The organism is Micrococcus sp. LASM2_SD2, assembly GCF_057364565.1.
The window spans coordinates 1-801 of sequence record NZ_JBNFOB010000442.1 but is presented as its reverse complement, the minus strand read 5'-3'; the positions used below and the strand labels follow the sequence as shown (position 1 = coordinate 801).

2 protein-coding genes are annotated in these 801 nt (G+C 74.8%); both read right to left on the bottom strand.

Annotated features, from left to right (window positions below; genetic code table 11):
* Nucleotides 1-133: 133 nt before the first annotated feature.
* On the bottom strand, nt 134-340 hold the full coding sequence (locus tag AC2W7A_RS13010) for a hypothetical protein (protein ID WP_485991693.1): 207 nt from the start codon (nt 338-340) through the stop codon (nt 134-136).
* The coding region (locus AC2W7A_RS13005; protein WP_485991692.1) for an FHA domain-containing protein at nt 337-801 on the bottom strand (465 nt) is incomplete at its 5' end. The genes AC2W7A_RS13010 and AC2W7A_RS13005, both read right to left, overlap by 4 nt.

Below are 801 nucleotides of genomic sequence, written 5' to 3'. Positions count from 1 at the left end.
ACCGGCTGCTCGCCGCCGCGGACGGGGTCCCCCTCATGGTGACCCTCGCGCCGGAGCTGCCCGGCGCCCTCGAGTCGGTGCGGCGGCTGACGGCGGCGGGTGCCGTCGTCGGGATCGGACACACGGCGGCGGACTACGGCCGGACGCTCGAGGCGATCTCCGCCGGAGCCTCCGTGGCGACCCACCTGTACAACGGGTGCCGGCCGCCGACCCACCGCGACCCCGGCCCGGTCTCGCGCTGCTCGAGGTGCCGCGCGGGGCGGGTGACGATCGAGACGATCAGGATCCACAGGGCCAGCAGGAGCCCGAACCGCAGTGCGGCGATGGCGAGTTCGCTCATCGGCCCTCCTGCCCCTCGGCGGCGTGGAACACCAGGGTGGTCTGTCCCACGGTGATGCGATCACTGTCGTGGAGCGCGGCGGACCCGTCAACCCGACGGCCGTTCACCGTGACGCCGTTGCGGGAGCCCAGGTCGATCAGCGTCACGTTCCGCCCCGTGCGGATCAGGCGGACGTGCTCGCGGGAGACCGAGGAGTCGGTCAGCACCAGGTCCGCACGCTCGTGGGAGCGTCCGACGACGACGTCCTCCTGCTCCAGCGGGTGCAGGCGTCCGTCCACCTCCAGGGAGGGGATGGCCGGGCCGGAGGCCGGAGCCGAGCCCGGACGGGACGTGGAGTGTCCATGCCCGGCGGGGGTGCGGCGGTGCTCCCGGTCCTGCACGTCGGCGGCGTGTGCGCCGTCGAAGCGAGGCTCCCGGGAGTCGAACCGGCGGGCCGCCGGGATCCGGCGGGCGGTCGCCAC

Bases quoted from the DNA above. Each gene is read 5' to 3' on its own strand.
- AC2W7A_RS13010 (WP_485991693.1), bottom strand. From the start codon at position 340: ATGAGCGAACTCGCCATCGCCGCACTGCGGTTCGGGCTCCTGCTGGCC.